The sequence below is a fragment of the Streptosporangium fragile genome (assembly GCF_039534445.1).
Taxonomy (GTDB): domain Bacteria; phylum Actinomycetota; class Actinomycetes; order Streptosporangiales; family Streptosporangiaceae; genus Streptosporangium; species Streptosporangium fragile.
Genome location: NZ_BAAAVI010000004.1, coordinates 18,150 through 43,162, shown reverse-complemented (window position 1 = coordinate 43,162; position 25,013 = coordinate 18,150). Strand labels below are relative to the sequence as shown.

At 72.6% G+C, this 25,013-nt stretch carries 26 protein-coding genes; 14 read left to right on the top strand and 12 right to left on the bottom strand.

The window, feature by feature from the left end:
- Positions 1-21: 21 nt before the first annotated feature.
- A complete protein-coding gene (locus ABD841_RS03995; RefSeq protein WP_344967948.1) occupies positions 22-1,203 on the top strand; it encodes an ROK family protein in 1,182 nt (393 codons plus the stop codon).
- Here the strand turns inward: ABD841_RS03995 and ABD841_RS03990 are convergent.
- Together ABD841_RS03990 and ABD841_RS03985 are read right to left on the bottom strand one after the other, a co-directional pair.
- Positions 1,172-1,393, bottom strand: coding sequence for a hypothetical protein (locus tag ABD841_RS03990; RefSeq protein ID WP_344967946.1), 222 nt, complete (start codon positions 1,391-1,393; stop codon positions 1,172-1,174). The two genes, ABD841_RS03995 and ABD841_RS03990, sit on opposite strands and share 32 nt — an antisense overlap.
- Positions 1,394-1,484: 91 nt before the next feature.
- Positions 1,485-1,982, bottom strand: coding sequence for a MarR family winged helix-turn-helix transcriptional regulator (locus ABD841_RS03985; protein WP_344967944.1), 498 nt, complete (start codon positions 1,980-1,982; stop codon positions 1,485-1,487).
- Positions 1,983-2,055: 73 nt separating this feature from the next.
- Here ABD841_RS03985 and ABD841_RS03980 point away from each other — a divergent pair, with 73 nt between their 5' ends.
- Positions 2,056-2,565 carry a VOC family protein gene (locus ABD841_RS03980; RefSeq protein ID WP_344967942.1) on the top strand — a complete coding sequence of 170 codons (510 nt, stop codon included), beginning with the start codon at positions 2,056-2,058 and terminating at the stop codon, positions 2,563-2,565.
- Between the two features lie 244 nt (positions 2,566-2,809).
- Here the strand turns inward: ABD841_RS03980 and ABD841_RS03975 are convergent, their stop codons facing one another.
- Positions 2,810-3,712 (bottom strand): DMT family transporter, encoded by a 903-nt coding sequence (locus ABD841_RS03975; RefSeq protein ID WP_344967940.1) that lies wholly within the window; start codon positions 3,710-3,712, stop codon positions 2,810-2,812.
- 332 nt (positions 3,713-4,044) lie between these two features.
- Here ABD841_RS03975 and ABD841_RS03970 point away from each other — a divergent pair, with 332 nt between their 5' ends.
- The gene (locus ABD841_RS03970; RefSeq protein WP_344967938.1) at positions 4,045-4,563 is read left to right on the top strand and encodes a hypothetical protein; all 519 of its coding nucleotides are present in this window, start codon (positions 4,045-4,047) and stop codon (positions 4,561-4,563) included.
- A gap of 303 nt (positions 4,564-4,866) precedes the next feature.
- On the opposite strand, the gene ABD841_RS03965 is transcribed toward ABD841_RS03970, so the two are convergent.
- Both ABD841_RS03965 and ABD841_RS03960 read right to left on the bottom strand, forming a co-directional pair.
- Positions 4,867-5,838 carry an asparaginase gene (locus ABD841_RS03965; RefSeq protein WP_344967936.1) on the bottom strand — a complete coding sequence of 324 codons (972 nt, stop codon included), beginning with the start codon at positions 5,836-5,838 and terminating at the stop codon, positions 4,867-4,869.
- A 124-nt stretch (positions 5,839-5,962) separates the two neighbouring features.
- A complete protein-coding gene (locus ABD841_RS03960) occupies positions 5,963-6,268 on the bottom strand; it encodes an SDR family oxidoreductase (protein ID WP_344967934.1) in 306 nt (101 codons plus the stop codon).
- A 243-nt stretch (positions 6,269-6,511) separates the two neighbouring features.
- Here ABD841_RS03960 and ABD841_RS03955 point away from each other — a divergent pair, with 243 nt between their 5' ends.
- The 6 genes from ABD841_RS03955 (at position 6,512) to ABD841_RS40735 (ending at position 14,330) form a co-directional block, all read left to right on the top strand.
- Complete coding sequence (locus ABD841_RS03955) at positions 6,512-7,939, top strand: MFS transporter (RefSeq protein ID WP_344967932.1); 1,428 nt, start codon at positions 6,512-6,514, stop codon at positions 7,937-7,939.
- Between the two features lie 97 nt (positions 7,940-8,036).
- The gene (locus ABD841_RS03950) at positions 8,037-9,275 is read left to right on the top strand and encodes a sensor histidine kinase (protein WP_344967930.1); all 1,239 of its coding nucleotides are present in this window, start codon (positions 8,037-8,039) and stop codon (positions 9,273-9,275) included.
- Entirely contained in the window at positions 9,266-9,907 is a 642-nt protein-coding gene (locus ABD841_RS03945) for a response regulator (protein ID WP_344967928.1), read from the top strand. The genes ABD841_RS03950 and ABD841_RS03945 overlap by 10 nt, the downstream gene beginning before the upstream one ends.
- Before the next feature lie 7 nt (positions 9,908-9,914).
- On the top strand, positions 9,915-10,706 hold the full coding sequence (locus ABD841_RS03940; RefSeq protein ID WP_344967926.1) for a DUF4097 family beta strand repeat-containing protein: 792 nt from the start codon (positions 9,915-9,917) through the stop codon (positions 10,704-10,706).
- Positions 10,707-10,969: 263 nt separating this feature from the next.
- Positions 10,970-11,602: a TetR/AcrR family transcriptional regulator gene (locus tag ABD841_RS03935; RefSeq protein WP_344967925.1), complete on the top strand. Its 633-nt coding sequence runs from the start codon at positions 10,970-10,972 to the stop codon at positions 11,600-11,602.
- Positions 11,603-11,918: 316 nt separating this feature from the next.
- Positions 11,919-14,330, top strand: a complete 2,412-nt coding sequence (locus ABD841_RS40735; protein WP_425581944.1) for a GH1 family beta-glucosidase — start codon at positions 11,919-11,921, stop codon at positions 14,328-14,330.
- Positions 14,331-15,076: 746 nt separating this feature from the next.
- On the opposite strand, the gene ABD841_RS03920 is transcribed toward ABD841_RS40735, so the two are convergent.
- Entirely contained in the window at positions 15,077-15,319 is a 243-nt protein-coding gene (locus ABD841_RS03920) for a hypothetical protein (RefSeq protein ID WP_344967923.1), read from the bottom strand.
- Between the two features lie 186 nt (positions 15,320-15,505).
- Here ABD841_RS03920 and ABD841_RS03910 point away from each other — a divergent pair, with 186 nt between their 5' ends.
- On the top strand, positions 15,506-16,759 hold the full coding sequence (locus ABD841_RS03910; RefSeq protein ID WP_486389201.1) for a helix-turn-helix domain-containing protein: 1,254 nt from the start codon (positions 15,506-15,508) through the stop codon (positions 16,757-16,759).
- Between the two features lie 10 nt (positions 16,760-16,769).
- Positions 16,770-17,246 carry a hypothetical protein gene (locus tag ABD841_RS03905; protein WP_344967921.1) on the top strand — a complete coding sequence of 159 codons (477 nt, stop codon included), beginning with the start codon at positions 16,770-16,772 and terminating at the stop codon, positions 17,244-17,246.
- A gap of 104 nt (positions 17,247-17,350) precedes the next feature.
- On the opposite strand, the gene ABD841_RS03900 is transcribed toward ABD841_RS03905, so the two are convergent.
- Together ABD841_RS03900 and ABD841_RS03895 are read right to left on the bottom strand one after the other, a co-directional pair.
- Positions 17,351-18,217 carry an endonuclease/exonuclease/phosphatase family protein gene (locus ABD841_RS03900; RefSeq protein WP_344967919.1) on the bottom strand — a complete coding sequence of 289 codons (867 nt, stop codon included), beginning with the start codon at positions 18,215-18,217 and terminating at the stop codon, positions 17,351-17,353.
- 73 nt (positions 18,218-18,290) lie between these two features.
- A complete protein-coding gene (locus ABD841_RS03895; RefSeq protein WP_344967917.1) occupies positions 18,291-18,809 on the bottom strand; it encodes a COG4315 family predicted lipoprotein in 519 nt (172 codons plus the stop codon).
- 544 nt (positions 18,810-19,353) lie between these two features.
- Here ABD841_RS03895 and ABD841_RS03890 point away from each other — a divergent pair.
- On the top strand, positions 19,354-19,494 hold the full coding sequence (locus ABD841_RS03890) for a hypothetical protein (protein ID WP_344967915.1): 141 nt from the start codon (positions 19,354-19,356) through the stop codon (positions 19,492-19,494).
- Complete coding sequence (locus ABD841_RS03885) at positions 19,467-20,009, top strand: FtsX-like permease family protein (RefSeq protein ID WP_344967913.1); 543 nt, start codon at positions 19,467-19,469, stop codon at positions 20,007-20,009. The genes ABD841_RS03890 and ABD841_RS03885 overlap by 28 nt, the downstream gene beginning before the upstream one ends.
- A 30-nt stretch (positions 20,010-20,039) precedes the next feature.
- On the opposite strand, the gene ABD841_RS03880 is transcribed toward ABD841_RS03885, so the two are convergent.
- On the bottom strand, positions 20,040-21,209 hold the full coding sequence (locus tag ABD841_RS03880; protein ID WP_344967911.1) for a zinc-dependent alcohol dehydrogenase: 1,170 nt from the start codon (positions 21,207-21,209) through the stop codon (positions 20,040-20,042).
- Positions 21,210-21,219: 10 nt separating this feature from the next.
- Positions 21,220-22,206 carry an SRPBCC family protein gene (locus tag ABD841_RS03875; protein ID WP_344967909.1) on the bottom strand — a complete coding sequence of 329 codons (987 nt, stop codon included), beginning with the start codon at positions 22,204-22,206 and terminating at the stop codon, positions 21,220-21,222.
- Between the two features lie 662 nt (positions 22,207-22,868).
- Between ABD841_RS03875 and ABD841_RS03870 the strand changes: the two genes are divergently transcribed.
- Positions 22,869-23,036, top strand: coding sequence for a hypothetical protein (locus ABD841_RS03870; protein WP_344967907.1), 168 nt, complete (start codon positions 22,869-22,871; stop codon positions 23,034-23,036).
- A 243-nt stretch (positions 23,037-23,279) separates the two neighbouring features.
- Here the strand turns inward: ABD841_RS03870 and ABD841_RS03865 are convergent, their stop codons facing one another.
- A complete protein-coding gene (locus tag ABD841_RS03865; protein WP_344967905.1) occupies positions 23,280-23,804 on the bottom strand; it encodes a hypothetical protein in 525 nt (174 codons plus the stop codon).
- A gap of 58 nt (positions 23,805-23,862) precedes the next feature.
- On the bottom strand, positions 23,863-25,011 hold the full coding sequence (locus ABD841_RS03860; RefSeq protein WP_344967903.1) for an acyltransferase family protein: 1,149 nt from the start codon (positions 25,009-25,011) through the stop codon (positions 23,863-23,865).
- Positions 25,012-25,013: the final 2 nt, after the last annotated feature.

The following is a 25,013-nucleotide window of genomic DNA, read 5'->3' as shown; positions in this document are numbered from 1 at the left end:
TCGTCAAGAGGTGGGTGTTCCATGACGCAGGCCGTACGCCACGACTCGATGCGCGCCCGCAACCTGGGCGTGGTCCTCGCCGAGGTGCGCAGGAGCGGGCCGGTCACCCGCGCGGCGCTGGCCGAGATCACCGGGCTGACCAAGACGACGGTGTCGAAGATGGTCGGCGACCTGCTCCGGGCGGGCATGGTCACCGAGTCCGGCACGCTCCGGGACGGCGAGCGCGGGCGACCCGGCACGGCCGTCACCCTCAGCGGCGGGCGCGTCGCGGCGCTCGGCCTGGAGATCAACGTCGACTACCTGTCGGCATGCGTGGTCGACCTCACCCTCACGGTGCGGCTCCGGTATGCACAGGCTGTGGACAACCGCGCGTCCTCGCCTGTGGAAACCTTCTCTCACCTGCGGAGACTTGCCCACAGGGCTGTGGATGAAGCGCGCCTGGCCGGTCTCGTCATCGCCGGTTCCACCCTCGCGGTGCCCGGCCCCGTGGACGACGGGCTGGTGCACGCGGCCCCGAACCTCGGCTGGCACGACGTCCGCGTGGCCGACCTGCTCGACTTCCCGGTCGAGGTGGACAACGAGGCCAACCTGGCCGCCCTCGGCGAGCTCTGGTTCGGCGCGGCGCCCGGCGACTTCCTGCACGTGTCGGGGGAGATCGGCATCGGTGCGGGCCTGGTGGTCGGCGGCGCCCTCTTCCGCGGCGCCCGGGGTCTCGCCGGGGAGCTGGGACACGTGGTCGTCTCCCCCGACGGCCCCGCGTGCCGCTGCGGCGGCCGGGGCTGCCTGGAGCAGTACGCGGGCCAGGACGCCCTCCTGCGGGCCGCCGGACTGGCCGGGGCGCCCGAGGGCGTGCCGAGGCTGCTGGAGCGCCTGGAGGCGGGCCACCGGGACGCGCTGGGCGCCTGTGAGCGCGCCGGTGAGGCGCTCGGCGTCGCCCTCACCTCCGCGGTGCACCTGATGGACCCGGGGACGATCGTGCTGGGCGGGGTCTTCGCCCCGCTCTTCCCATGGCTGCGCGATCCGGTGCGCGAGACGATGACCGCCCGGCTGGCCGCGATGCGCCACGCCGTCCCCGAGCTGACCGTCTCACGGCTCGGCGGCGACGCCGCGACCCTCGGCGCGGCCGGGCAGGTCATCCACCGGGTCGTCGCCGACCCGTGGAGCCACGTGGCTACAGCCCGGACGGATCCCGCCCCACGCTGATCTCCTCGGCGATCCGGCGCATCCCGTGGTCGTCCAGCCCCGGGATGCCGGTCAGACGCAGGCGCAACACCGCCATCACCTCGGGCACGCTCGCCCCGGCGTGCCGCACCGCGATCTCGTGGACGACCCGGAAGAGCATCCGGTTCGCCTCGTAGTCGATGTTCGTCCCGGTCCGGGAAACATCCGCCATGCTCGTATCCCCCCGTTGCGTCGAATGGCCGCGCCCAACGGTACGGCGTGCCACCGACAACCGGGCGGGAACGATACGGCGAGGCGCCCGGTCAGGGCGCCGCGGGGGCGCCCGGCCCCGGATCGGGCGAGGTCTCCGGATCCGGGGCGGATCCGGCGAGGACCGCCGCGCAGATCTCGGCCAGCCGGCGCACCTGATCGGGGTCGAGGCGGTCGAACAGGCTCTGCCGCACCGCCTCCACGTGGCCGGGGGCCGCGGCGGCGAGCACCTCGAACCCCCGGTCGGTGAGGACCGCCCAGCTGACGCGTTTGTCCGCCGCGCACGGCTCGCGGCGCACCCAGCCGCGCTCCTCCAGGCGCTTGACCGCGTGCGAAAGACGGCTCTGCGAGGAGTTGACCTGCGCCGCCAGCTCGCTCATCCGCAGCGTCCGCCCCGGCGCCTCCGACAGCCTGACCAGCACCGTGTAGTAGGCGTGCGGCATCCCGGAGTCGCGCAGCAACTGCCGGTCGAGCTCCTCCTGGACCAGCTGGGAGGCCGCCAGGAACGCCCGCCAGGTGCGCTGCTCGTCATCGTCCAGCCATCGCGTCACGGCGCCAGCTTACTTGAACTCTCAAGCAATTGGGGGTAATCTACTTGAGCGTTCAAGCTTTAGGGGAGGAACCATGCCGGTCCAGCGACTCAACCACGCGGTCCTTTTCGTGCGCGACGTGGAGCGCAGCGTCGCCTTCTACCGGGAGGCCCTCGACTTCAAGGTCGTCATGAGCGCTCCCGGCGCCGCGTTCCTGCAGGCGTCCGGCTCCACCAACGACCACGACCTCGGCCTGTTCCAGATCGGCTCCCAGGCGGGTTCCTCCGGCGCCGGGCGCTCGACCGTCGGCCTCTACCACCTGGCCTGGGAGGTCGACACCCTGGCCGAGCTGGAGCGCGTCGCCCTGAAGCTCGGCGAGCTCAACGCCCTGGTCGGCGCCTCCGATCACTCCACCACCAAGGCCCTGTACGCCAAGGACCCCGACGGGCTGGAGTTCGAGGTGTCCTGGCTCGTCCCGGCCGACCTCCTCACCGACGAGTTGCTGCGGGGCCGCGCCGCCATCAAGCCGCTCGACATCGCCAAGGAGAAGGAGCGCTACGGCGCCGAGACCCGCGGCGGCCTCGGAGTCTCGATCCCCGCCTGACGGTGACGGCGGAGCCGGGCTCCTCCCGCCGAGCTCCGCCTCGCCGTTCGGCGTCCCGTTCGCCACGGAACCCGCCCCGCCGCCGCGCGGCGCCCCGGCCCGGTCCCTGCCGTCCCGCCGGCGCAGCCGGACGCCCCTCCGCGCGGCACCCCGGCCGGAACCGGTCCCCGAGGGGGCATGTCCGGCGCGGCGGAGAGTCCGGTCCCTGCGGAGCGGTCCGCTCCCGGCGTGGGCCCGGCGGCCGTCACACGCCCCCGGCTCTCCCCCGGCCCCGTGAGACGGCCACACCGGCCAGGCAGAGCACGCCGCCGGCCAGGGTGAACCAGCCGGGGACCTCGCCGAGGACGGCCCAGGACATCAGGACGACCAGTGCGGGAACCACGTAGGTGGTGGCGCCCATCTTGCCCGCGGTGGTGCGGGCGAGGGCGTAGGCCCAGGTGGTGAAGGCCAGGGCGGTCGGGAAGACGCCCAGGTAGACGACGTTCAGCGTGGCGGGCAGGGGAGCGGTCGCCGCCTGCGACACCAGCTGCCCGGCGAACGGCAGGCAGGCGGCGGTGCCCACGAAACAGCCGTACGCGGTGACCTGCAGGGCCGAGGCGTGGCGCAGCGCGGGCTTCTGGCAGACGACGCCGGCGGCGTACGTCACCGCGGCCACCAGGCAGAGCAGGACGCCGGCCACCGACGCGTGGCCGCCGCCGGACATGGAGAAGCCCACCACGACGGCTCCGGCGAACGACACCGCCATTCCGGCCATCAACCGGGGCGGGAAGCCCTCCTTGAGGAGCCAGCCCCCCAGGAGCGCGATCAGCACCGGGCCGATGTTGACCACCATCGCCGCGGTGCCGGCGTCGACCTCCTGCTCGCCCCAGTTCAGCGCGACCATATAGAGGCCGAACCACAGGATCCCCGAGCCCAGGATGCCCGGCAGCGCGGCCCGTGGCGGCGGCCCCTCACGCCGGACCAGCAGGATGACGCCGAGCACGGCCGAGCCCGCGAGGAGCCGCCCCAGGGCCAGGGCGCCGGGGTCGAAGTGCCGCGCGGCACTGCGGATGGCGACGAAGGCCGAGGCCCACAGCAGCACGGTGACGCCGGCCGCGGCGAGCGCCCGGCGGTCGACGTGGTCCCGCGCCGTGACGGTCCGAGTCATGTGCCGAACACTAGGGCGGGGACAGTCTGAACTGCACTGGATTATCCCCCTATGCTGTGCGACCTCCGTGGGCCACCCGGGTGGCGGAGCTTGCGGCCGGACGTCCGTGGGCGTACCCCCCGCCATGCTTGCGGCCGGACATCCGTGGCGTACCCCCCGCCATGCTTGCGGCCGGACGCCCACGCGGGCACGCACCCGGCCTCCATCCCGTCGCCAGCTCGCGATAAGCGTCGTGCAGGGACCTTGCAAGCGCCGGAGGCTTTCATCTTCACACGCCCCGCCGCCGACGCCGGCACCGAGCCGGCCCGGGGCACCGCAAGGAGAAGCCGATCATGAAGCCGCTCACGCGTGGCCTGCTCGCCGTCACCGTCGCCGTGACCGCCACCGTGGGCGCGCTCACCGTCGCATCCCCGCTCACCGCCTCGGCCGACGGGCAGGGCGCGCCCTCCGCGGCGTTCGCCGCCCGCCCCGTGGCCGCCGCCACGACCGCGGCCCTGGGACCGCAGAGCTCGGCGAACGGCACGGCCTCGGTCTCGGGCCGGATCGTCGCGGCCGGCGGGACCTCGCCCGGCCGCCTGGAGATCAGCGGCCTGCTGGCCAACGGGGACCTCCGAGCCATGGAGGACGACGGCACGTGCGCCCACCTGGAGGCGCGGCTCACGTACGCCCCCGGTAGCGGTCACGACGGCCCGGAGGTGGTGGCCAACCGCGCCTGCCGGCCCGGCGAGACCGCGAGGTTCGCCTACGAGAAGGAAGGCGTGACGCGCGTGGAGACGAGGGTCTGTGTCAGCTCCCTGCCGTCCCTCGCCCCGTCCCACTGCGGTGACTGGCGGACCGCCTACGCGGTGTGAGCCCACGCCGCGCCGATTCCCGGGGGCGAGCCCGAAACGTACGTGGCCGGATGCGCGAACCCGCACGGACGCGACCACCCCGTACGGTCCCGCGCGGCGTCGACGCACCCACCGCGATGCCCGGAAGTGATACCGCGGCGGCGACGCCCGGAGGCGATAGCGCGGCGTGAAGGGTGGTCCGGCGGAGGCCTCCCCAGCCCTCCGCCGGACCACGGACTTCCTCCCTCTGCCCATCCGGCGCCGGGATACTCCTCTTCCCCGGAATTTGATCCGTCCTTAAATCTCCGCCGTCACGTCCGGATGTCAGAGCCTCGCGAACCAGGCCCGGACGGCGTCGACCCCGCCCGTCGCCAGGGCGACCATGAGCGCGCAGCGGGCCTTGGCGGGCGCCAGACCGCGGGCTCCGATCGCCCCCACGGTGGCGGCCAGGCCCGTGCCCAGGCGCATGTCCTCCAGGGGGGTCGCCGGGGTCCGGCACCTGGAGGCGACGACGACCGGGATCCCCCACTCCGTCAGCTCGGCGATCGTCGAGAAGAGGCTGACGGGCACGTTGCCCAGGCCGGTGCCCTCCAGCACGATCCCCTGGGCCCCGGCGTCCACGACCGCGGTGAGCAGGACGGAGTCCATCCCGGGATAGGTCTTGACGAGCGCGACGTCCGAGGCCGGCTCCCCCGCCGTCGCGGGCGGCCGGGGCGGCGGCGCGGCGAGCGTCTCGACCCGGCCGCCGGACACCCTGCCCAGCGTGGGGAAGGGCGCCGACGAGAACGCCGCGACGCTCGCGGCGTCGACCTTGGTGACCCAGCGGGCCGCGTGGATCTCGTCGTTGACGCAGACGACGGCCCCGGCGCCGCGCAGCGCCCCGTCTGCGGCGGCCGTGACGGACGCGACCAGGTTGCGCGGGCCGTCACCGGACAGCTCGTCCCGGGAACGCACGGCGCCGGTCAGCACGATGCCGCCGCGTTCGGCGGCCCGGCCCGCGAGCAGGTCGACGAGGTACGCGGTCTCCTCCAGCGCGTCGGTGCCGTGGGTGATCACCACACCGTCGAACCCGCGCTCCAGCAGCGCGGTCCGCGCCCTGCGCGCCAGCTCCAGCATGGTGGAGGGCGACATGTCCCAGCTCGGCTCCGCCATCACGTCCTCCGCGACGACGTCCGCCGCGAGCGCGCCGGCGGGGAGGCTCCGCAGGAGCTCCGCCCCGGACGCGACCGACGGGTGGCCCGGCCCGTAGGAGTGCGCGATGGTGTCACCGGTCGCCAGCAGCAGCACGCGCTTCATGGACGAGGTCCCTTCGGTCGGCCCGGCATGCACGTCCTGGGACGGGCACGCGAATCCACGCCGTGCCGGCGCCCGGGGTGCGGCGAACCGCGCCGCGGCGGGCATGACCCGAAGACGGTCGCCTCTATTTATAACCCATGAATAACCCCTTTAGGGTTATGTCGCTGGCGTCACGCGTCCCGGTCGAGGGGACGCCGCGGTAGTACGTCATGAAGTCGGGACGCGAACCGTCGACGTGGGCGGAGCCGTACTCCGCGGCCGGCCCGCCGGTGCCGTACGGGCCGCCGGACCCGGCCATGATCTCCGGATCGGCGGCGGGCGCGACCGCGGCCCGGCCGATGTGGGCGGACGCCTCCGAGGCCGCGAAGCGCGGGTCCTTGAGGGCGCCGTCCCGCCGGTTCTCCTCGGTGACGCCGAAGTGGTCCGGCATGGCCTCCGAGCGCAGGAAGCCCGGGGTCGGCGCGACCGCCGCCGCATCGTGGGGCCTCAGCCCCGCGGCCTGGTCGCGGGCGGGCCGGATGACGGCGTGCCCCGACCCGTTGGTGAATGCTCGATTGATAACTCCACCCGGCCGGTCTACGTTTATAAACGAACGTTCGTTTATAAACTAGGAGGAGACCGGTCATGTATGGGAACACGCGGGCGCTCGCCCTCCCCACCGGGGTCCGGGCCCATGGCTGAACCCCGCGCCGCCCGGCGGCCCGGCCTGCTGCTGGCGGTGCTCTGCACCGCCCAGATCATGCTTGTCCTGGATCTGGTGGTGGTGACGGTGGCCCTGCCGTCGATCCGCGCCGATCTGGGCGTCGCCGAGGCCGATCTGCAGTGGGTCGTCACCGCCTACGGCCTTGCGTACGGCGGATTCATGATCACCGCGGGGCGGGTCGGCGACCTGTTCGGGCACCGGCGCGTCCTCGTCGCGGGGCTCGTGGTCTTCACCGCGGCCTCGGCCCTGGCCGGACTGGCCGGCAGTCCGGCGGTGCTGTTCGCCGCACGCGCCCTGCAGGGGGTCGGCGGGGCGCTGGTCTCACCCACGGCGCTGGCGCTGGTCGCCACCGCGTTCGCCGAGGGCGACGCGCGCAACCGGGCGCTCGGCGTCTGGGGCGCGGTGGGCTCCGCCGGAGCGACCGGCGCCGCACTGGTCGGCGGGTTGCTGACCGACCTGGTGCACTGGCGGGCCATCTTCATGATCAACCTACCGGTCGGCGCCGCCGTGATCCTGGCGGTGCTGCGACTGGTCGGCGACCACCGCCCCGGCGGGCCCCGCCGCCTCGACCTGACCGGAGCCGCCCTCCTCACCGGCGGCGCGGTCCTGCTCGTCGCGGCGGTCACCCGGGCCGCGGAGGGCCCGACGGCGGCCGTCTGGGCGATGGCGGCGGCCTCGGTCGCCATGCTCGCGGTGTTCGCGGTCGTCGAGCGGCGGGTGGCCGAACCGGTGGTGAAGCTGTCGATGCTCGCCGACCCCAACGTGCGGTACGGGAACCTGATCTGCGCCCTGTCCGCCGCCGCCGCGCTGGTGACGCAGTACTTCACCACGCTCTCCCTGCAGAACGTCGCCGGGCTGTCCCCCCTGCAGACCGGGCTCGCCTTCGCCCCCGTCACCGCGATCATCGTGGTGGTCTCGGGGCGGGTGGGCGCCCTGGTCGCCCGGTTCGGAGTACGGCGGATGCTCGCCGGAGGCGCCGCGGTCACCGCGCTGGGGCTGCTCGTGCTCGGTCTGGCGCCGCCCGGCGCCCTGTGGACCGGGGTGCTGCCGGGCCTGCTGCTCGGCGGGCTGGGAGCCGGACTGATGTACGCCCCCTCGATGATCGTGTCGACCACCGGAGTCGCGGACGGCGACCAGGGGCTGGCCTCCGGCCTGCTGAACACCTCCTTCCAGCTCGGCGGGCCGCTGGGCCTGGCGGTGCTGAACGCGGTCGCGGCGGCGGTCGCCGGCGGGGCGACCGGCGCGCAGGCGCTCACCGACGGCTACCGGGCGGCCTTCCTGTGGTCCCTGGCGCTCCCCACGCTGATCGCCGCCGCCGTCGCCGCCCTGCCCGGCGACAGGTCGCGGGGGATGCCTGCCCCCGGGTCGGCGAGCCCCCCGACGCGGAGGAGCGCGTAGCCGACGCCCTCACCGCGCAAAGGTGGGGTTTTCTTCACCTTTTTCCGGGATACCTCGCCCATGTGCCCGGGGCCGCCGCAGTCCCTACGGTGGTCCCATGACCCCCACCGAGTTGACCACTCCCTGGGCGAGGATCAGCGCTCACTGGTCAGCGCCGACCTGGCTCCGCACCGCGCACCTGGTGACGGGTCTGCCGATCGCGTTGCTGGGGTCGGCGGTGATCGGAGTACTGGTGGCGGCGTCGGTGCTGCTGGTGTGGACCGTGGTGGTCCCGGTGGTCGCGCTGCTGCTGCTCTTCGAGGTCGTGCGGCTGCTCACCCAGGTGCAGCGATCCCGGTTCTCCGCCTTCCTCGGCGTCGACATCCTCCCGGTCCCGCGCCGCCGCCTCAGCAGGAACCCGCTCAGGCGGCTGGTCGAGGAGGCGCGGACGTGGAGCGCCTGGCGCCGCCTCGCCTACCACCTGCTGGCCCCGTTGACCAGCGGGATCGGGGCCGTGGCGGTCGTCGGGGTCTGGGCGGGCGGTCTGGTCACCGGCGTGTTCGCGGTGCGGAGCTGGATACTGGAGGAGACCGTGGAGAGCGTGGCGTTCGTCCTCGTCTCCGGGTCCCTGCTCGTCGCCGGGCCGTGGCTGGCCCGCGGGCTCACCCTGCTCGACGCGATCGCCGCCGAGGCCCTGCTCGGCCCCAGCGTCAGCGACCAGCTGGTGATGCGGGTGGAGACCCTCCAGGAGAGCCGCGCCGAGGTGGTCGACGCCGCCGACGCCGAACGCCGGCGGATCGAGCGTGACCTGCACGACGGCACCCAGCAGCGGCTGGTGTCGCTGGCGATGAACCTGGGCATGGCCCGCGCCACCCTCACCGACCTGCCCGAACCCGCCCGCGAGGTGATCGTGCAGGCGCACGAGGAGGCCAAGCTGGCCCTGAAGGAGCTGCGCGACTTCGTCCGGGGGCTGCACCCGGCCGTACTCAACGACCAGGGCCTGGACGCGGCGCTGTCCGGGCTGGCCGCGCGGGCCCCGTTCCCCGTACGGCTCCACGTCGACATGCCCGAGCGGGTCTCCCCGACGGTGGAGGCGGTGGCGTTCTTCGTGGTGTCGGAGGCGCTGACCAACATCACCAAGCACGCGGAGGCGTCCGGCGCCGAGGTCACGGTCGAGCAGCGCGACGGCCGCCTCCACCTGGCCGTACGCGACGACGGCCGGGGCGGCGCGGATCCCGGCCGGGGCAGCGGGCTGCGCGGCCTGGCCCAGCGGGTCGGGTCGGTGGACGGCATCCTGATCGTCGACAGCCCGCAGGGCGGGCCGACGACGATCAGAGTGGAGCTGCCGTGCGCGTAGTACTCGCCGAGGATTCCGTCCTGCTCAGGGAGGGCCTCATCCGCCTGCTCGGCTCGGCCGCCATGGAGGTCGTGGCCGCGGTGTCCGACGCCGACGGACTGCTGCGCGCCGTGGACGAGCACGAGCCCGACCTCGTCGTCACCGACGTGCGGATGCCGCCCTCCCACACCGACGAGGGCCTGCGCGCGGCGCTCGTGCTACGCCGACAGCGGCCGACGCTCGCCATCCTCGTGCTCTCCCAGTACGTCGAGGAGCGCTACGCCGCCCGACTCCTGTCCACCGCGACCAGCGGGATCGGCTACCTGCTCAAGGACCGGGTGGCCGACGTCACGGAGTTCCTGGACGCGCTGCGCCGGGTCGCCGCGGGCGGCACCGCCCTCGACCCGGAGGTGGTCGCCCAGCTCCTGCTGCGCAGGCACAGCGACCCGCTCGACCGGCTGACCCGCCGTGAGCACGAGGTGCTGTCGCTGATCGCGGAGGGGCGGTCCAACGCCGGGATCGCCGAGGCCCTGGTGATCTCCGAGAGCGCGGTCGGAAAGCACATCAACAACATATTCACCAAGCTCGACCTCTCCGGCGCCGAGAAGGACCACCGCCGGGTACTGGCCGTCCTGCGATTCCTGAAGGTCTGACAAGAGCATGCCGATACGAAGCAAAGCCCGGATCGCCTGGATCGTCGTGGGCGGCGCGCTCACCGCGCTCGCCGTGATCGTGACCTCCGTGGCGGTGTGGATCGAGGCCACCGCGGTCGGCGAGACGGTGGAGACCACGTTGTCGTCGCGCGCGCTCACGTCGCCGAAGATCGTCGTGGACGCCACGGGCTCCGTCAACGTCTCGGTCGTCCCCGGCCAGACCGGGTGGCTGGACCTGGAGCGGTCGGTCTCCTGGATCGGGCTCAGGCCGTCGGTCACCGAGGAGTGGGACGGGCAGACGCTCCGGCTCGGCATCCGCTGCCCCAGGGTGGAGCCGCCGGACCACCCTCCCGCCTGCCGGGCCGACTACACGCTGGGCCTGCCCGTGACCACCGACGTCGAGGTGACGACCCACTCCGGGACGGTCGGGGTGAACGGCATCCGGGGCGACCTGCGGCTGACGACCACCACGGGCGACGTGATGGTGCGGGACACGCCGGGCACGCTCTGGGTGCGCTCGGAGGAGGGAAGCGTGGACGGTGTCGCCCTGCGCTCGGCCAAGGCCGACGTCGAGACCGGCACCGGCCACGCCATCCTGGAGTTCTCCGGGCCGCCCACCGACGTCAGGACCGTGGTGCGGACCGCCGGGGACGTGGAGGTGCGGGTCCCCGAGGCCGACGGGTACGACATACGGGTCGACGCCGCGCAGACGATCACCAAGGTGCGGTGGAACCCCGAGGCCCCGCGCCGGATCACCGCGCTGACCCGCGAGGGCGAGTTGCGGATCCTGCCGTCCTGACCCGCGGATCGTAGAGCCCGCGCCGCTTCCCGCCGACCGTAGAGCCCGTACGACTCCCCGCGGACCGTCCGGACCGTCCGACCGCGCGGCCCCGCCGGACGGACCGGTAGAGCCCGTACGACTCCCCGCGGACCGTCCGGACCGCCCGGCCCGCCGGACGGACCGGCGGGACGGGTCCGGCAGGACATCGCATACGCAGGTTTGACCACCCCCGAACCAGCGCTTGACCACCTCTACCTGATCAAGCGACTTGAATCGGATCCATGGTTCTGGATGACGACAGGCAGGGCGATGCGGTCATCGAGGTCGCGATGCGGCTGTTCGCCGCGTTCGGCTACGACGGCACGTCGTTGCAGGCCGTCGCGGAGGCCACCGGGCAGGATCCGGCCTGGATACAGGAGCGGTTCAGCGACAAGCTCGGCCTGTACCTCGCCGTCATAGAGCGTTCCCACCAGGCGGAACGCGTCGTCGTGGAGAACGCGCTCAGCGCCCTCCCGGACGCCGCCGACCGCCGGGAGGTCGCCGCCGCCATGTACCGGCTCACCGATGACTACCTGCGGTTCTGCATCGCCAACCCGCAGATCCCCGCACTGTGGATGCACCGCTGGCTCGGCGACGCCGCCGACATCCCCGACCTCGAACGCAACTACGCGCTCCGCCTCATCAACCGCACCCGCGACGCGCTGCGCGGCGCCGCGCGGGCCGGACTGATCGACGACCGCGTGGATCTGGAGCTGATGGTGCGGACGCTGATCTGGAGCGTGTACGGCTTCCTGCACGGCGAGGCGCTCGCCCGCGGCGGCAGTTCCCTGGCCGACGACCCCGAGACGCAGCGGCGCTTCCAGAATCACCTCCACCAGCTGGTCGACCGCGTGTTCAAGCTCACCGAGGACTGACCCCCGCCCGGCGCCCGCTCACGCCCTCAGCCCGGCGCCCGCTCACGCCCTCAGCCCGGCACCCGCTCACGCCCTCAGCCTGACACCCGTCCACGCCTCCCATCCGGCACCCGCTCACGTCCTCGACCCGACACCCGCTCACGTCCGTCTCCGGCACCACCCGCCCACCGGAGAGCACCGTCCCCTCCGGTGATGCGGCCGGACGGCCTCAGCCGACGGCCGGGTACCCCCGCGCCTCCGGCTGGGGCACCATTGTCGGTGGCACGGGCTGCTGTGCCGCCGATCACGGACGCGAGCGAGACGAGGGGGCCGGCGAGTGACCGCAACGACCATCTCCGCGCGAGGTGAGACCCTGTCCTTCCCCGACGGCTTCGTGTGGGGTGCGGCCACCGCCGCGTACCAGGTCGAGGGGGCCACACGCGAGGGTGGTCGAGGCGTCTCGATCTGGGACACGTTCTCCCGCACGCCGGGCAGGGTGGCGGGCGGCCACACCGGCGACGTGGCCTGCGACCACTACCACCGCCACGCCGACGACGTCCGGATGATGGCCGAGCTCGGCCTCGGGGCCTACCGCTTCTCGGTGGCCTGGCCCCGCGTCCAGCCGTCGGGTTCGGGCCCCGTCAACGCAGCCGGGCTCGATTTCTACGACCGGCTGGTCAACGAGCTGCTCGCGGCCGACATCACGCCCTACGTGACCCTCTACCACTGGGACCTGCCCCAGGAGCTGGAAGACCGCGGCGGCTGGACCGACCGTGACACGGCCCACCGCTTCGCCGACTACGCGCGGGCCGTGCACGATCGCCTCGGCGACCGGGTCGGCACCTGGATGACGATCAACGAGCCCTGGGTGGCGGCCTTCCTCGGGTACGGCATCGGCGCGCACGCGCCGGGCCGCGCCTCGGCGGCGGAGGCGTTCCGGGCCTCCCACCACCTGCTGCTCGCCCACGGGCTCGGTGCCCGGGTGCTGCGCGACGCGGGCGCCCGCGAGATCGCGCTCACCCTGAACCTCGCCCCGGTGATGACCCCGGGCCAGGTGAGCGATCCGGATCTCGTGCCGTCCGCCGCGGACGCCGAGGCGGTGAACCGGGTCGACTGCCTGCTCAACCGGCAGTTCCTCGACCCCGTCCTGCGCGGGGAGTATCCCGAGCCGGTGCTGGCGATCGTGGACCGGATCGCCGGTCTCGGCCACGTCCTCGACGGCGACCTCGAAACGATCAACCAGCCGATCGACCTGCTCGGGATCAACTACTACACCCCGTGCGTGGTGCGCTCCGAGCCCGGAGAGCCGGCCAACGCGGCCTACCCCGGCACGGAGGACGTCATGTTCAGCGGCGCCCACGCGCCGACGACCGCCATGGGCTGGCCGATCGTGCCGACCGGCCTGTCCCGGCTGCTCGTCCGGCTCTCGCGCGATTTCCCCGAGGTCGGCCTGATCGTCACCGAGAACGGTGCCGCGTTCGACGACGTCGTGACCGGTGACCGGGTGCACGACACCGACCGCACGGCGTTCTTCGACAACCACCTGCGCGCGGCGCACGAGGCGATCGAGGCCGGGGTCGATCTGCGCGGTTTCCTGGCCTGGTCGCTGATGGACAACTTCGAATGGGCCGAGGGTTACCACAAGCGCTTCGGGATCGTGCACGTCGACTTCGAGACGCAGCGGCGGCTGCCCAAGGACAGCGCCCTGTGGTACCGCGAGGTGATCCGGCGCAACGGACTGCGCCGCGAGCGCGCCAGACGGCCCACCCTGGAGGCGGTCGCCGCCCGCGCGGGCGTGTCGAGATCGACCGTCTCCCGGGTGATCAACGGTGAGAGCATGGTCAGCGACGAGTTCCGCGAGATCGTCATGAAGGCCGTCGCCGAGCTCGGCTACGTCCCCAACTCGGCCGCCCGCAGCCTGGTGACCCGGCGCACCGACACGGTCGCGCTGGTCGTCTCCGACGTCTCCGACGGGTCACACGCCGGCGATTCCCTGTTCTCGGCGACGGTCCGCTCAACCGTGCGGGAGCTGGAGGAGGCGGGCAAACACGTCACGCTGATGCTGGCCGACACGCCCCGGAGCCGGCAGCGGGTGGAGCAGTACGTCACCTCGGGGCACGTGGACGGGGTCGTGCTCGTGTCGGCGCACGGCGCCGACACGCTGCCCGGCGCGCTGGCCGGGACGAGCGTGCCGGCCGTGCTGCTCGGCAGGCCCGCGGTGGCGACCCGCACGCCGTACGTCGACGTCGACAACGCGGGGGGCGCGGCGGCGGCGGTCAGGCATCTGCTGGACCGGGGGCGGAGCAGGATCGCCGCCATCTCCGGCCCGCCGGACGTGACCGCCGCGCAGGAGCGACTCCGCGGATACCGCGAGACCCTGCGGGAGGCGGGGCACCGGCTGATCGTCGCCGTCGGCGATCTCACCCACGCGTCCGGGGCGGAGGCGATGCGCCGGCTCCTGCGCGACGACCCGGGCCTGGACGCGGTCTTCGCCGCAGGCGACCTGATGGCACTGGGTGCCCTGCGGGTGCTGCACGAGTCGGGACGCCGGGTGCCGGACGACGTCGCGGTCGTCGGCTTCGACGACATCGAGGCCGCCTGCTACGCCGTCCCCCCGCTCACCACGGTGCGCGGTCTGCGGGCCGAGCAGGCGCGGGCGGCGGTGCGCCTGCTGCTGCGCCACCTCGACGGCGGGCCCGTCTCCTCGGCGACCCTCCCCACGGAACTGGTCATCCGGCAGTCCACGTAGCGACCGTTCACGCGTGACGGCACGAGACCGGCTCACCGCCGGCCGGGGCGGCGAGAGCCCCGCCACCAGGTGATGCCGGAAAGGCCGTCCGCCACCAGAAGAAGGCGTATGACTGACACCCCGGCAGAACGGATGCGCGGGGCGGCACACGGCATTCCCGATTTCTCCGTGAACATCGACCGCGGGGATCTTTCTACCCCGCCTTCCAAAGGCCAAATATGGATGTCTCGGGATGACACTATTATCCTTCGATAAAGTACTCCGAGATTTGAACGTGCAGATCGTGATGGATTCCTCGCCATCCTCCGCGCACTGTCACCTTCGCCCGGGACGCGCGAAAGGCCACTCGTGCGGCCCCGGCACGGAGGTGACGCCACGGTCTTCGTTCTTGGACACCCCGGCGAATCCGGTGACCGACGTGAGGACGCGGTTCTCCGGATCGGAACGGCCTCGGCGGCTCCGGCGGAGTGACGACGGAAACGCCGCCACGCATCGAATCGCCCCGGGTGACGGCCTTCCCGGCCGGGCAGGGCGGGGTGGCGCAGGCCCTCCATGCACTGCGCCACCCCGCCGGTCCGTGAAGGGGTGATCAGGGGCCGTTCAGCGGCCTGACGGGGCCGGATCGCCACCGGCCCGGCGCCGCCCGGCCTCGGCGCGGTCGCGACGTCCTCTTCCCGACCGCGGCGCGATCATGACGTCCTCTTCCCGACCGCGGCGCGATCGCGACGTCCTCGCTCACGGACTGGTCAGACGACCTCACTGCGGGCTTCCGTCACCAGTTCGGACAGCGGGTGCCTGTTCCTGAGGTCGGCGCAGCGGCTCGCGACCCGGCGTGCGGCCCCGGCAGGGTCCGTTGCCGCGTGCCAGGTGTAGGTGAACCGCTGACGGGTGGGGTTCCAGCCGGTACGCCACCAGTAACGGTCACCGTGGCACCAGACGACCAGACCCACCCGGACCGAGACGAGAGCGATGCCATGACCGTCATGCACATCAGCAGAAATGCCGAAACTTTCCAGTGCGACCCGTAGTCGCTCGGCTACGTGGAGCGGAGAGGCGCTCATGCAGCGATCCTCAGTGCGGAAGAAGCCCCGGTGAATGCCGTAGCACTCATGGCGCTGGGGATATTCTCCTCGGGAATTTCCGTGCGATGGCACTCTCGCGCCTAACCTAACGTTGTGAATCAGAACCAGGGCTGTCTTCCGCCTCAGTTCTGGTCTGCGCCCGCCGTGGCCGCCGCTCTTGCCGAGTGCGACATTCCCGCCGTTCTTGTCGAGATACAGCGTGCCAACGGATGGACACAGGGCCAACTGGCGGAGGCTGTCGGCTACTCCCAGAGCTGGGTGTCCAAAGTCGTGCGTAATCGCCAATCGCTCACCGTGGACCAGGTTCGGGAGATATCACTCCGAATCGGAGTTCCTCTTCACCTGCTCCGATTCGGTGTCCGAGGGGATGACGATCCGACGAAACGCAGAGACTTCGGTAAGGCGGTGGCCCTCACGGCGCTGGCCGCCCTGCCACTGCCCAGACGCGCGGAGGTGAACGAGACCACCGCGCCCACACTGACCAGCATCACCGGCGCGCAAAGACGACTGGAAGCCACCACCCCCGCCCGTGAGCTGGCACGGGGGGCCGTGGCCCACGTGGACCTGGCGAACCGCGTCCTCGGGCGGGCGGAGCGATCCCGCTTCGCGGACGACATCCGCGCGGTGCTGAGCGAGGCCGCCGGGTTCGCCGCCTGGGTCCATGCCGACATGCAGGACACCGGGACCGCCCGCACCTACTACCGTCTGGCGATCGGCAGCGCCCGTCAGGCCAGGCACTCGCTGCTGGCGGGATACATGATCGGCAGCCTGGCGGCCTTCGAGATCGACGCGGACGATCCCGCGTCGGCGTTGGGACTGCTCTCGAAAGCCCGGCAGGAGCTGGGTGAGCGCCCACCGGCGATCGCACGGGCGTGGTTGTCCAGCATCGAGGCGCTCGGCCACGCGACCGCCCGCGATGCCTCCGCGGCGCTGGGAGCGCTGCGGGAGGCGGAATCGGCGGTGCTGGCCGGCGAACGGGCGTCAGCCCCGCCCTGGCCGTGGGTCTTCCCGTTCGATCATGCGAAGCTCGCGGGATACCGCGCCCTGGTCATGGTGCGGCTCGGCCGCGCCGACGAGGCCGTGGCCGCGTTCGCCGAGTCGCTGTCCTCCACGCAACCCGCCACCAAGCAGCGCGGAGTGCTGATGATCGAGATCGCCACGGCGAAGGCCATGTCCGGGCACTACGACGAGGCCTTCCACCTGGCCACGGGCGCCCTGACGGTGGGGGTGACCTACGGCTCCGAACGGGTCATCCAGCGCGCCAGGCGGTTCCGCCGGACCTACGGCGGTCCGGTGACGGCCGGCGTCCGCGCGTTCGATGACCATCTCCGGACGATTCTCCTCTAAAAATAGCTTCATGATCCGTATCGCCGTCTCCGGGCATCGTGGCCTTCCCGCCGAGACCGTCGCGCTGGTCAGCGAAGCGATCCGGGAATCACTGGCAGGACACGCCCCGGCGATCACGGGCCTGTCCTGCCTCGCGGACGGCGCCGACCAGATCTTCGCCCGCGCCGTCATCACCCTGGGCGGAACCCTGGAGGCGGTGATTCCCGCACGGCGGTATCGGGAAGGGCTGCCCGCCGAGACGCGCCATGAGTACGACGCCCTGCTGGGCCTGGCCGAGCGTGTTCACGAGCTGGAGTTCGTCGATTCCACCCCCGAATCGCACATGGCCGCCGGCTGTCTCATGCTCGACCACGCCGACGAACTGTTCGCCGTCTGGGACGGCAGGCCCGCACGAGGCTACGGCGGAACGGCGGACGTCGTGGCCGAGGCGCGGCGGCGCGGTATGAACGTCCGTGTCATCTGGCCCGAGGGAGCGCGACGCGACTGAGGGCGGGGAAATCGACATCGGGGCGTTGGACCTGCTCTCCGCCACCGAGGAGGCCCGGCTGTGGCCGTGCGCTGACACGGTCAGGTGCACGTGGTGGGCCGGGTTCACGAAGATGTGAGCCGCGGGACGGCCCCCGGCCCCGCCGCGGTGTGATCGGCGGGCTTTCCCGCGGGTTCCCGCCCCCGATCCACGGCGGCGACGACCGCGTGGTGGTCCGAGGCCGTGCCGGTGTCGACCACGTCGGCCCAGGCGAGCCTGGCGGCGAGCGGGCGCGAGACGAGCACGTAGTCCGGGCGCGTGTCGACCCGCACGCCGTTCCGCTCGCGCGGCGCGGTGACCCAGCGCGGTGAGCGGGGCGCGGCCCGCAGGGCGTCGACCCAGCCGGCCGCCTCCAGGCGGTCCATCACGTCGAACCGGGGCGGGTGGCCGTACTTGCCGATGCCCGCCGCGGCGAGGCGGTCACCCAGATCGGCGGGGTGGGGATCGTGCCGGGACAGCGCGTTGAGGTCGCCGAGCAGCACGCAGTCGCGCTCGGCGACGGCCGCCGGGGGGACGAGGCGCAGGATCTCGTCCACCTCGGCCAGCCTCGCCCGTTCGTCCGTCCAGACGAGGTGCGTACCGAGGACCAGCAGCGGCGGGCCGTCCCCGGCGGGCGCGATCTCGGCCTCGACGAGGCAGTGGGCCATCGGCGACGGCGCGTGCACCCGGTGGCTCAGGATCGGCGGCCGGGACACCAGGCAGACGTTGTACCGCCTGCCGCTTCCCCTGCGATTGGCGCGTCCCATGACGAGGTGGTCGCCGGTCGCGGGCACCCCGATCGCCGCGGCCACGGCACGGAGCCTCTCGCCGTCCTCCCAGCCGACGCACTCCTGGAATACCAGGAGGTCGGGCCTTTCCGCCGCGACGATCGCGCGTATCCGGTCGAACCGGTCCTCGCCACCGTTGAGCACGTTGAACGTCATCATCTTCATCGTGTGAACGAGCCTACGGGGCGGTCCTGTGGGCCACCGGGCGTGGTCGGGGTCATCGGCCCCGGCGAGGACCTCAGCCCTTGGCCTTCTTGCCGTCCGCGTTCACCGCGTACCACTCGGCGCCGAAGCCCTCGATGTCGTGGCCCAGGACGTCCCCGGCCTTGGTGTCCTTGGCGTAGTAGTACAGCGGGTGACGGTTGTAGGTCGCCTGCTTCGTGCCGTCCTCCCGTTCGGTGGTGCCGAGCAGGCCCTCCTTGACGCCCTCTCCCGCTTCGGGCTTGCCGTCCGTGACGTACGGCGGCCACGCCGTCGCGCAGTCGCCGCTGCACGCCGACTTCCCGTCCTTGTCCTTCTCGAACAGGTACAGCGTGCGGCCGTCCGCACCCACCAGGACCTTCCCGATCTTCGTCTCTCCCAGGTCGACCTTGGCCGCGCCCGCCGTCGGGGACGCGGCAGGGCTCTCGTACGAGGTGGGCGAGGCTTTGACCTGATCCGCAGTGATCGATCCGGCCGTGCCTCCCTCCTCGGCACCGCCGCAACCGGCTGCGAGCAAGCCGAGCGCGAGTACGCCGGCGTGGAGCGACTTTCTCATCTCCGACCTCCAGGAAAGCGGGGCAACACTCCCGCCCAGAAGACACGCGCCCGCGTTCGTTCGCGATCGCGACACGAACGGGTTGGGGAGGCCTTTACCCGTCCTGGCCCGCGCCCGGTCCCGGCCCATGTCTCGCTCCGCCCCAAACCGCCCCGCTCCGTATCGCACCCGGCGCGCGTCTCACATCGCCCCGTATCGCACCCCGGCCCGCGTCTCGCGCCGCCCCGTGTCACACCCCCGTGTCGCACCCCCGCCCGTGTCGCGCCCCGGTCCGCGCCGCATATCGCCCCCGCCCCGGTCCGCGCCGCATATCGCCCCCGCTCTGGTCGGCCGCCGTCCCGGCCCTCCGTACGGGACCGGGAGATCGCGCGGGCAGGGGTAGGGCCAGCACTACCCCGAACCGGGGGAGAGCAAGCTCGTGCCCGGCATCTGGTGATTTGTACGTTTGTCGCGAAGATCCGGGGGACGCGGCGTCGCCATGCGCGGCACCGTCATGCCTCCCGGGCAGGGTGACGGAGCACGGTCGGGGAGCGGGAAGAGGCCCATGACGGCATACGCGGTGCGGTTGAACGCGGTGACCAAGATATACAGGCAGCGGAAGCAGACCGTGCACGCGCTGCGCGGGATAACGATCGACCTGCCCCGGGGCGCCTTCACGTGCGCGCCCACACGGCCACCGGCCTGACCGACCGGCTGGTCCTCGTGACCGCCGGCCGGAGCGACCTGCGGGACGCGCTCACCACGCTCTCTCCGGGCCTGGCCGTCCTGGACCGGGCGGGCGCCTCCGCCGTGCGGGACGTGGAACAGGAACAGAACGCCTGGGCCAACCTCCTGGCGCTCGGCCTGATCATCGTGTTCATCGTCATCTCGGTGGTGAACACCCTGGTCATGGCCACCGGGGCGCGGGTTCGGGAGTTCGCCCTGCTGCGCGTGGTCGGCGGCACCCGGCGGCAGGTGCTCGGCATGATCCGCTGGGAGGCGGTGCTGGTCGGCGGGATCGCGGTGGCCGTCGGCACGGCGGTGGCCGCGCCGACGCTGGTGGCGATCAGCTACGGCATAACGGAGTCGCCGCTGCCGTACGTGCCGCCCCTGACGTACGCCGTGATGGTCGCCGTCACGCTGGGCCTGGCCTTCGCGGCGACGCTGGTCCCCGCGCGCGCGGCGCTGCTGGGCAGACCGGTGGAGCGGATGGGCGGCTGACCGGGTGACTCGACGGGAACACCCCCGCGGCTACGGGACGAGGACGATCTTGTTGCACTCGTTCTCCTTGTCCCTGAACATCCGGTAGCCGCGCGGGGCGTCCTCCAGCGCCATGCGGTGGCTGATGACGAAGCTGGGATCGATGTCACCGTTGCGGATCCTGCCCAGCAGGGGCTCCAGGTACCGCTGGACGTGGCACTGACCGGCCCGCAACGTGAGCGATCGGTTCATCAGCGAGCCCATCGGGAACTTGTCGACGAAGCCGCCGTAGACGCCGATCACGGAGACGGTCCCGCCGTTGCGGCAGGACATGATCGCTTCGCGCAGGGCGTGCGGCCGCTCGGTCTCCATCCGGGTCGCCTGCTTGACCCGGTCGTAGGCGTGCACGGCCGGGGTCGGGTGGTGCGCCTCCATGCCGACGGCGTCGATACACGCGTCCGGACCTCGGCCGGCTGTCATCTCCCGCAGCGCGTCGAAGACGTCGACCTCCTCGTAGTCGAGCGTCTCCGCCCCCGCGCGCTCGGCGTTCCGCAGCCGGTAGGGGAAGCGGTCGATGGCGATGACCCGCTCGGCACCCAGCAGGAAGGCGCTCGCGACGGCGAACTGGCCGACCGGTCCCGCCCCCCAGACGGCGATGACGTCACCGGGCTTGATGTCACACATCTCCGCGCCCATCCACCCGGTGGGCAGGATGTCGGACAGGAACAGCACCTTCTCGTCCGGCAGGCCGTCCTCGATCTTGATCGGCCCCACGTCGGCGAAGGGCACGCGCGCGTACTCCGCCTGGCCGCCCGGGTAGCCGCCGAGCATGTGGGAGTAGCCGAAGATGCCGGACGGCGAGTGGCCCATGAACTTCTCCGCCAGGCCGGCGTTGGGGTTGGAGTTCTCGCACACCGAGTACAGGCCGTGCTCGCAGGCGCCGCAGTTGCCGCAGGCGATGGGGAAGGGGACGACCACCCGGTCGCCGACCCGCAGGGTCTTCACCTCCGGGCCCACCTCCACCACCTCTCCCATGAACTCGTGGCCGAGGATGTCGCCCTTCTTCATGGTGGGGATGTAGCCGTCGTAGAGGTGGAGGTCGGAGCCGCAGATCGCGGTCGAGGTGACGCGGACGATGGCGTCGCGGGCGTTCAGGATCCTGGGGTCGGGAACCTCCTGGACCTCGACCGTGTTCCGGCCCATCCAGCAGATGGCTTTCATGGGATCCCCCTCATCTCACCGGCTGGGCGGGTCGCTGCATCGCCTGCCGCAGCGCGCGGGTGCCCTCCGGGCTGCCCTCGGAGCGGACCACCTCGCCGGTCTCCACGATCTGTTTGAACCGGCGCAGGTCGTCCCGTACCTGCTGTTCGGGGTGCTCGCCCAGCAGCCTGGCGAGGGCGAGGCCGAGCCGGCCGCCCGGCACGTCGTAGTCCAGTTCCACCCGCACCTCGGTGCCGCGCCCGCCCGGGGCGTCGGTGAAGCGCACGAGGCCGCGGTTGCCGACGGCGGAGCCCGGCATGGAGCGCCAGGCGATCACCTCGTCCGGCCGGTCCTGGACGGTCTCCGCGTCCCACTCGACGGTCCAGTTCGCCGGCGCCTTCGCCTTCCAGTGCGAGTGCCCGTCGCCGGTCGTCTTCACCGACTCCAGGTGGATCATGAAACGGGGCAGGTTCTCGATGTCGTGCCAGTACCGATACACCTCCTGGCGGGGGCGGTTGACCGTGATGGCCGCGCGCAGGCTCCGGACGTGCCCGCCCGGCCCTCCCGCACCGCGCCCGCCCGGCCTTCCCGCGCCGCGCCGGCCCACGCGGAGCGCGGTCCACAGGTCCACGGCCGCGATACCGGCGACCACCCCCGTCGCGGCCACGGCGCGGAGGCGCCGCGTACCGGTACGGGCGGCGACCACCCGGCCGAGCATCGTCAGGTCCAGGACGTCGCCCGCGACGCGCGTCCACGCCCAGGGTGCCGGTCTGTCGCCGCCCAGCAGGAGCGCCGCGTGGAAGAGCTCACGCGCGCCCACCAGCACCACCGTGCCCCGGGCCGGGGCCGAGTCACCGACACCGCTGAGCCGGCCGACGGCGCCCGGGGCGGCGATCTGCACCGCGCCCAGGCCAAGGCTGGCCCAGCCCAGCGCGCGGGCGAGGCGGTCCGTCGTGCGATCGCCCTCCTGGCTCATGTGATCGCCCTCCTGGCTCATGCGAACGTGTTCCTGGCTCATACGAACCTCATCCGACTGGTCGCTTTCCGATCCCGGTCCACCGGCGGCCCGGCCCGGCGGCCACGCCGCCCCGTCGGCCGTGGCGGTCTCCTCGGCGCGGGCGCCGGAAAACCGGAAGGTCTGCCGCGGCCGGTGATGGACCTCCGGGTATCCCCAGGCCGTACCCCTATGTCATGGAATGACACTGGATTTCCGTATTGCCGTACCAAACGCGGACCCGGAACCGAACCTCGGCCGACAGCCTTGAACGTGAACCGTGAAAGCGAGCCTTGAACGCAGACCTGCGGCCGGGCCCGACCCGGACCCGGGCACTGACCCGGACCCGGGCGGAACTCGACCGGCCGGCCGCCGAGGCTGGAGGCGCGCTTCGCCTACGAGGAGGAGCAACTCGTCGACGCGCTCAACGAGCCGGTCCTGGAGACGCCGCGCGGCAGAGCCGCGCCGGAGACCGTTCCCACCGTGCCCGCGATCGGGGACGGCGTCGACCCGGTCGACGATCCGGTCCGCCGCCGCCCTGTCAGCTCCGGATGGCCGGGGCGACCGCGGTGCGGGAAGACCGGGGCGACCGCACGGGCGCGGCGGCCGGTTCCGGAAAGGTGGTTCCGGAACCGCACGGCAGGGCAGGTGTTGGTACCGATCGCCCACGTCGAAGGGATCCCCGCATGACGCAGAACCAGCCACCCATGTGCAGGACGTGCGGAGCCATGGTGGAGCACCCCGGGCGTCACCGTGAATGGCACAGGGCTCTCGAACTCCTGGTGCCCGGCCTCCGGGCCGAACTGCGGAGAACGCAGGGGACGGAGGACTCCGCCGAGGACTTCACGTTCTGACGCGCCCCGGACAGGTGCTTGCCCCCGGGCGGTCGCAGGTCGCCGGCCGGGCCGGCGAAGCCGCCCGGAACCCCTTGGCCCCCGGAACTCCCGAAGCTCCCGGAGCTTCTGAAACCTCCGGAACCCCGGGGAACGCCCGGAGCCGCCCGGCCCGTTCGCCGACGGCCGGCGGACACCCGGCATACCGGGAACGCCTGCCCGGGAATCGCGGAATCCCCCCGCCCCGGGCGGGGAGGGAAGCCGTCAGTTCTGGACGATCTCCTCGACCTGCATGGCCACCCCGCCCTTGAGCGTCACCTTGGCGTAGAAGGACTTGCCCGCCTTGAGCGCCTTCTCCAGCTGCGCCGCGGTGCACTTGTGCGGAAGCTTGCCCTCGTCGCAGACCGCTCCCTGCACGTCGAGCACCACCGCGCCCGGACTGAGCATGACCGGCTGGGTGTCACCCCCGTCGAGCTGCACCGTGATCCAGCCCGGCTGTGACAGATCCACGCCGAGCGTTCCGATCAGCGCGACGGCGGGTCCCGTGTCCCCCGCCCCGTCGCCCTCGTCGGGCGTCCCCGCCGTGGGCTCGGCGGAAGCGGCCGGGGAGGTCTCGGCGGCGGTCTCGGCGGCGGAAGCGGCCGGGGAGTCGGCGGCGGTCTCGGCGGCGGCCGGAGCCGGGGAGGTCTCGGCGGCGGCCGGGGCGGCGGAGGGAGCGGACGAGGTGCCCTCCCCTGAGCAAGCGGAGAGGCCGGCGGCGAACACGGCTGCCAGGAGGATGTGCGTCATCTTGGACGATCTATTCATAGGGCGCAACAATCCCACGAGCCTTGGCACGACGGCCAACTCACCGCGGAAAAGCCGCCGGCGACCCCGGCTCCCCCGCTGACGACCGGGCCAGCCGGCGGCCGAGGCGCTGGGCGGGGGCCTCGATCAGGCGGTGGGTCAGATGGCCGAGCGGCACCAGGACGAGGAAGAACAGCGGAAGGTTCGGACTCACCCCCAACAGGAGCGGGTGCAGCAGGTAGAGGGAGAAGCTGATCACCCCGAGGTGGGCGAGCCACCGGGGGAACGACCTGCGCCGCAGCGCGAACGCGGCCGCGAAGAAGGCGGCGGCCGACAGGATCGCCGGCGCCCAGCCGGGGTCGTCCTTGGCGAAGACCCCGCAGGCCAGGACCGTCACCACGGCGGCGACGGCGGTACGCCACCGGATCGTCCCCTGTTCGGCGCGGTACACGGCCGTGCCGGCGAACATCACGGCCAGGATGATCAGGCCCTGCCACGCGCCGATCCGGCTGCCCAGGATCACCAGCGCGAGGCCGAGGAGTCCGCCCGTCACCGCGGCGGCCGTGCGTGTCCCGCCGCGCGCCCGCGCCGACACGACGATGACCGCGACGACCGCGACGCCGAGGAGCGTGGCGACCAGGTCGGCCCGGCCGCCGATGGCCGGGCCCCGCGTCAGGAGCCCGAGGAGTACGGCCAGCAGCGCCAGGACGACCGCGGTCACGGCCGGCCGGTGCTGCTGCCCCGCGGTGAACAGCCCGGCCGCCAGAAGGTAGAACGCCATCTCGTAGGAGAGCGTCCACATCACGTTGATGACGGGGGGCACGCCGAGGAGTTCCTGCAGCATCGTCACGTTCCCGAGCGCGACGAGGGGAAGGGGACGCAGGCTCAGCCCCGGGTGGAGGGCGTACGCACCGGCGTACGCGAGGAGGAGCGCCAGGCCGAGTGCGGTGAGCAGCAGGGGGAGGAGGCGGAAGGCCCGGCCGATCCAGAAGGCCCGCAGGTCGCCGCGCCGTTCCAGGGAGGCGGGGATGATATAGCCGCTGACCAGGAAGAACACGAAGACGCCCCAGGTGCCGACGTCGATTCTGCGATCCACCTCGCCCCAGATGCCCGGGATGAAGGTCCAGGCGGAGTGGTGCAGTGCGACGGCCAGCGCGGCGGGCCCCCGTAGGGCGTCCAGCCAGGCCAGCCGGGAGGGAGTCGGGGCCATTC

Bases quoted from the DNA above. Each gene is read 5' to 3' on its own strand.
- ABD841_RS03965 (WP_344967936.1), bottom strand. From the start codon at position 5,838: ATGAAGCGCGTGCTGCTGCTGGCGACCGGTGACACCATCGCGCACTCC.
- ABD841_RS03940 (WP_344967926.1), top strand. From the start codon at position 9,915: ATGCCGATACGAAGCAAAGCCCGGATCGCCTGGATCGTCGTGGGCGGC.
- ABD841_RS03870 (WP_344967907.1), top strand. From the start codon at position 22,869: ATGACGCAGAACCAGCCACCCATGTGCAGGACGTGCGGAGCCATGGTG.
- ABD841_RS03865 (WP_344967905.1), bottom strand. From the start codon at position 23,804: ATGACGCACATCCTCCTGGCAGCCGTGTTCGCCGCCGGCCTCTCCGCT.
- ABD841_RS03960 (WP_344967934.1), bottom strand. From the start codon at position 6,268: ATGCCGGACCACTTCGGCGTCACCGAGGAGAACCGGCGGGACGGCGCC.
- ABD841_RS03890 (WP_344967915.1), top strand. From the start codon at position 19,354: ATGACGGCATACGCGGTGCGGTTGAACGCGGTGACCAAGATATACAGG.
- ABD841_RS03995 (WP_344967948.1), top strand. From the start codon at position 22: ATGACGCAGGCCGTACGCCACGACTCGATGCGCGCCCGCAACCTGGGC.
- ABD841_RS03895 (WP_344967917.1), bottom strand. From the start codon at position 18,809: ATGAGAAAGTCGCTCCACGCCGGCGTACTCGCGCTCGGCTTGCTCGCA.
- ABD841_RS03935 (WP_344967925.1), top strand. From the start codon at position 10,970: ATGGTTCTGGATGACGACAGGCAGGGCGATGCGGTCATCGAGGTCGCG.
- ABD841_RS03990 (WP_344967946.1), bottom strand. From the start codon at position 1,393: ATGGCGGATGTTTCCCGGACCGGGACGAACATCGACTACGAGGCGAAC.
- ABD841_RS03880 (WP_344967911.1), bottom strand. From the start codon at position 21,209: ATGAAAGCCATCTGCTGGATGGGCCGGAACACGGTCGAGGTCCAGGAG.
- ABD841_RS03905 (WP_344967921.1), top strand. From the start codon at position 16,770: ATGATCCGTATCGCCGTCTCCGGGCATCGTGGCCTTCCCGCCGAGACC.
- ABD841_RS03955 (WP_344967932.1), top strand. From the start codon at position 6,512: ATGGCTGAACCCCGCGCCGCCCGGCGGCCCGGCCTGCTGCTGGCGGTG.
- ABD841_RS03950 (WP_344967930.1), top strand. From the start codon at position 8,037: ATGACCCCCACCGAGTTGACCACTCCCTGGGCGAGGATCAGCGCTCAC.
- ABD841_RS03970 (WP_344967938.1), top strand. From the start codon at position 4,045: ATGAAGCCGCTCACGCGTGGCCTGCTCGCCGTCACCGTCGCCGTGACC.
- ABD841_RS03875 (WP_344967909.1), bottom strand. From the start codon at position 22,206: ATGAGCCAGGAACACGTTCGCATGAGCCAGGAGGGCGATCACATGAGC.
- ABD841_RS03900 (WP_344967919.1), bottom strand. From the start codon at position 18,217: ATGAAGATGATGACGTTCAACGTGCTCAACGGTGGCGAGGACCGGTTC.
- ABD841_RS03975 (WP_344967940.1), bottom strand. From the start codon at position 3,712: ATGACTCGGACCGTCACGGCGCGGGACCACGTCGACCGCCGGGCGCTC.
- ABD841_RS03860 (WP_344967903.1), bottom strand. From the start codon at position 25,011: ATGGCCCCGACTCCCTCCCGGCTGGCCTGGCTGGACGCCCTACGGGGG.
- ABD841_RS03980 (WP_344967942.1), top strand. From the start codon at position 2,056: ATGCCGGTCCAGCGACTCAACCACGCGGTCCTTTTCGTGCGCGACGTG.